The organism is Halorubrum sp. SD690R (assembly GCF_005435035.1).
Classification (GTDB): domain Archaea; phylum Halobacteriota; class Halobacteria; order Halobacteriales; family Haloferacaceae; genus Halorubrum; species Halorubrum ezzemoulense.
This window is the reverse complement of the sequence record NZ_SGTV01000070.1, coordinates 1-3,617: the sequence shown is the minus strand read 5'-3', so window position 1 is coordinate 3,617 and position 3,617 is coordinate 1. Positions and strand designations below refer to the sequence as shown.

At 55.3% G+C, this 3,617-nt stretch carries 4 protein-coding genes and 2 pseudogenes; 4 read left to right on the top strand and 2 right to left on the bottom strand.

Going from position 1 to position 3,617, the window contains the following annotated elements; translation table 11 throughout:
• Positions 1 to 122: 122 nt before the first annotated feature.
• Together EXE41_RS18315 and EXE41_RS18310 are read right to left on the bottom strand one after the other, a co-directional pair.
• Positions 123 to 764 (bottom strand): annotated as a pseudogene (locus EXE41_RS18315) (transposase); the annotation flags it as partial.
• Positions 765 to 925: 161 nt separating this feature from the next.
• A complete protein-coding gene (locus EXE41_RS18310; RefSeq protein WP_137691757.1) occupies positions 926 to 1,180 on the bottom strand; it encodes an endoribonuclease L-PSP in 255 nt (84 codons plus the stop codon).
• Between the two features lie 310 nt (positions 1,181 to 1,490).
• Here EXE41_RS18310 and EXE41_RS19140 point away from each other — a divergent pair, with 310 nt between their 5' ends.
• From EXE41_RS19140 to EXE41_RS18295, 4 genes and pseudogenes are all read left to right on the top strand, one after another.
• Positions 1,491 to 1,628: a hypothetical protein gene (locus EXE41_RS19140; protein WP_158294444.1), complete on the top strand. Its 138-nt coding sequence runs from the start codon at positions 1,491 to 1,493 to the stop codon at positions 1,626 to 1,628.
• A 6-nt stretch (positions 1,629 to 1,634) separates the two neighbouring features.
• Complete coding sequence (locus EXE41_RS18305) at positions 1,635 to 2,033, top strand: metalloregulator ArsR/SmtB family transcription factor (protein WP_137691756.1); 399 nt, start codon at positions 1,635 to 1,637, stop codon at positions 2,031 to 2,033.
• Positions 2,030 to 2,488: pseudogene (locus tag EXE41_RS18300) on the top strand (permease); the annotation flags it as partial. The gene EXE41_RS18305 and the pseudogene EXE41_RS18300, both read left to right, overlap by 4 nt.
• Positions 2,489 to 2,535: 47 nt before the next feature.
• Positions 2,536 to 3,357 carry an IS5 family transposase gene (locus EXE41_RS18295; protein ID WP_137691755.1) on the top strand — a complete coding sequence of 274 codons (822 nt, stop codon included), beginning with the start codon at positions 2,536 to 2,538 and terminating at the stop codon, positions 3,355 to 3,357.
• Positions 3,358 to 3,617: the final 260 nt, after the last annotated feature.

Genomic DNA, 3,617 nt, shown 5'->3' with positions numbered 1-3,617 from the left:
GGACTGACGGCGCTCTCACTGGCGTGAGACCGCCGCCTTTGTTCGACTCGATGAACCGGTCACTCTGATCTCGTTCATTTCTCTCCAGAAATTGGGTCAGCAATCAGGAACGATGGGAACTACCGATATTGGAAGCGAGTCGCTCCCTGCGAGGTGCCACAGCGGACCATCCCCATGAACGTCTGTAACTCGAAAAATTGCGTGTCCTCGTACGAGGCGTTCGACGCCCGACCAGAGTCGAAGTGTCCATAGGCGTGATCACGCGCGAGGCGCGTCGTCTGGATAATCTTCTCCTGTGAGAAGGATTCGTCTTCGACTGGGTCTGTATCTTCTTGCGTGTCGTCGACGATCTCTGCCTTTGGCCGCACCTTCGGAGCTGAGATGTCGCGATCGTGGACTTCTTTAACAACGAAATGGGCAGCAGCGTGGACGTATTCGTGGGCTGCGTCGTCGAATCGATTTCGCCACGCCCGCGAGAACGCTGATTCATCGGGTACTCGACTGAAGCCGAGGATAGTCGCTACTTCCGGTTGCCGGGTGAGTCGTCGAGAAAACTCGGCGTACGAGTCACCCGTTATTTTCATGAACACAAATGAGAGGATTATCGCGCGAAAGGAGAGTGGCGCAGGATGCCACGCTGGATACCCGTCTTCGATCGTGTCTATCGAGTGATCGAGGTTTTCGAACGCGGTGACGAGATCGGCTTTTTTGAGTTCGTTTCGGATAGTGATCCCCAGCTGGTACGCTTCGCACAGAGACTGCATGCGAGGACCATCTTTGAAAGGGGGGCTACCGGAACCACTCATTCAAGAAATGGTGGGGTCGATCGCAAAGTTACCACACCAACATGACTACAAACATATTCTGTTCATCGTCAAAGGAATTGCCGCCGCCCCGTCTAGGTCTCCGAGTTGGCTCTCAACCTTCATGATGTCCACGAGGTATCCGGTATGGTTTCTAACATAAGTTCGAGCTGATCCAGACACATCTCGATTTGCTTGTCGATCGGTTCAGATCCCTGTACTGTCCGGTTGATCTCCGGGAGGACACCTTGGAAGAAGACCACGTCCGACCCACTGGTCTGCATGCCGAATGCGCCGGTGTCAATAACGTCGTCGCGCTGGCGTTTACTCTCTTCACTCAGCGACTCATCAATCAATATCCCGTTTTTGCGGTCCATCTGGTCTCCAAGAGCCGGTACCTGATCCAATATATGATTTAGTTTATCTTCAAATATAAAAGAGTCTGCTTGTCCCACCGTGTCGCGAATAAGATGAACCGCTCGGGCTGGGGTTGTAATCAGTGCTAAAGTTCCGTTGAAGGCTTTAGAGCTTCTTTCCCCGTTTACTGTGTATAGAATCGTTCAGGCGACTCAATAAGAGAGTGCGCCGATGCCATTCATTTGAATATGATGTCGGTCTGGACGCGTTCGCGAGACACCTGAGCAGTACACCAAATGAGTCAAGTCATATCGAGATATATCGATGTGTATGTCGATACTCGACCGACTGCTCGGTGGCGAGTCGAATGACAATGAGAGCTGCTGTGATATGCAGATAGAGGAGGTAAACTCGGATGAAGGCGAGGCGGACGCGCCGGAGGAGCGCGCCGACCGCGCGGAGGACTGATCGATAATGTCGCAGGAACCGAACGCAGCGACTCAAGCAGGCTCCGAGTCCGCGAGCGGGACGCTCCGACGGATGGAGGAGGGCGTCTGCTGTGACGGGCCGTTCCCGGAAACTCGACGGGCGGACGACGCGGTCGTCGAGGCGGAGCTGTCGGCGTTCAAGGCGCTGGCCAACGAGAAGCGACTCGCGGTCGTTCACGCGCTTCGAGAGGGCGAGCTCTGCGCCTGCGAGTTGGAGACCGTACTCGACGCGCCCCAGTCGACGGTCGCGTCACACCTCAGGAAGCTCTGCGACGCCGGCATCGTCGCCACGCGCAAGGAGGGAAAGTGGACGTACTACCGGATCGCGGACACGGCGAGCCTCCAGCTGCTCGATCTGGCCGCGGCGTTAGGTGAGGACCGATGATCCCGCCGGGGACCGAAGCGGCGCTGCTCGACTCGTGGGACTACTTCCTCCACCTTGCGATGGTCCTCACACCGCTGTTCATCGGCGCGTCGTTCCTCGTCGGGCTCGCACAGGAGTACCTCCCGCCCGAGCGCGTCGAAGAGATGCTTCGCGCACGCGACCACGGCAGCGGAAACGTCCTCGCGGCGGGCCTTAGCGCGGTAACGCCGTTCTGCTCGTGTTCGACCGTCCCGGTCTTGGCTGGCCTGCTGGGAGCCGGCGCCCCCACGGGCATGGCGTTCTCGTTTCTGCTCGCCTCCCCGATCGTCAACTGGATCGCCGTGTTCCTGCTGTTCGGGCTGTTCGGGACCGGCGTGACCGTCGCGTACGTGACGACGGCGCTGCTCGCGGCGATCGTCGCGGGACTCATCATCGGGACGTTCGAACTCGACGGGTATATCAAGGACGTCCGGCTTTGTTGAAATCCTCAGAGAGTTACATGTTCACCCCGTAATTCTATGAGATGAAATCCCTCCCGAAGTCGCAGATTCTCCGGTTTACTGAGAAGGCGATCCATCTGGCACGGCGAGCTGTCTCTCGATATTCCTCGAAGTTCTCCAAACACCGCTATACACTTCCCCAGCACGTTGTTCTGCTGTGTCTCAAAGTTCGGAAGAACACGACCTATCGTGGTTTGCTCGACGTGTTGATCGAGATGCCACGCATTCGTCGAGCTCTTGGATTAGTTGAACTACCTACGCCATCAACGCTCTGTAAAGCGTTCAATCGGCTTGATATGGCTGTCTGGCGTATCATATTGACTCTCTCAGCGACGTTACTTCCGACGAGTGGAATCGTTGGAGTCGATGCATCGGGGTTTGACCGCAGTCACGCTTCAAAACACTACACGAAACGGGCTGAACTTACGATTCAGCAGCTCAAAGTGACACTGCTGGTCGATACGAAGGTGAACGCAATCCTCGATTTACACGTGACGACGACCCGGAAACACGATAGCCAGATTGCGCCGTCACTGATCAAACGCAATCCCGAGAATATCGACATTCTGCTCGGTGACAAGGGCTACGACGACCAGAAGATCAGGCGGCTTGCTCGTCAACACGAGGTTCGTCCACTGATCAAGCATCGTGATTTCACATCGCTCCATAAGGCATGGAACGCGCGCTTAGATGCTGATCTCTATGGCCAGCGGAGTCAATCCGAGACTGTCAACTCTACGCTCAAGCGGAAGTACGGTGCGTTCGTCCGCTCACGACGATGGTGGAAACAGTTCCGTGAACTCACCATCGCCTGTCTCATTCACAACATCGACCGATCACTTTGAGCGGACAATACAATACACACACCGATTGGTTGTTTCAGTAGTGATAGTGTCGAATCAAGGAGATTCCTGTCTATCGAGATATTCAGGCTCTGTTGAAATCCTCAGTAATTGATATATTCTGACCGGGTTGTGGTCAATACAGGGGACTCACAGCCCACGAGAATTCTTCAGCAATCGTAGCAGCATAGCTAAAGTCAGCATCATCACAACGGTGAACGTAATTGCGATAATAAGGGTTCCTGTACCGATCATGCCTGTTT

Excerpts from the sequence above, each read along its gene's own strand:
- EXE41_RS18310 (WP_137691757.1), bottom strand. The coding sequence starts at position 1,180 with ATGGACCGCAAAAACGGGATATTGATTGATGAGTCGCTGAGTGAAGAG.
- EXE41_RS19140 (WP_158294444.1), top strand. The coding sequence starts at position 1,491 with ATGTCGATACTCGACCGACTGCTCGGTGGCGAGTCGAATGACAATGAG.
- EXE41_RS18305 (WP_137691756.1), top strand. The coding sequence starts at position 1,635 with ATGTCGCAGGAACCGAACGCAGCGACTCAAGCAGGCTCCGAGTCCGCG.
- EXE41_RS18295 (WP_137691755.1), top strand. The coding sequence starts at position 2,536 with ATGAAATCCCTCCCGAAGTCGCAGATTCTCCGGTTTACTGAGAAGGCG.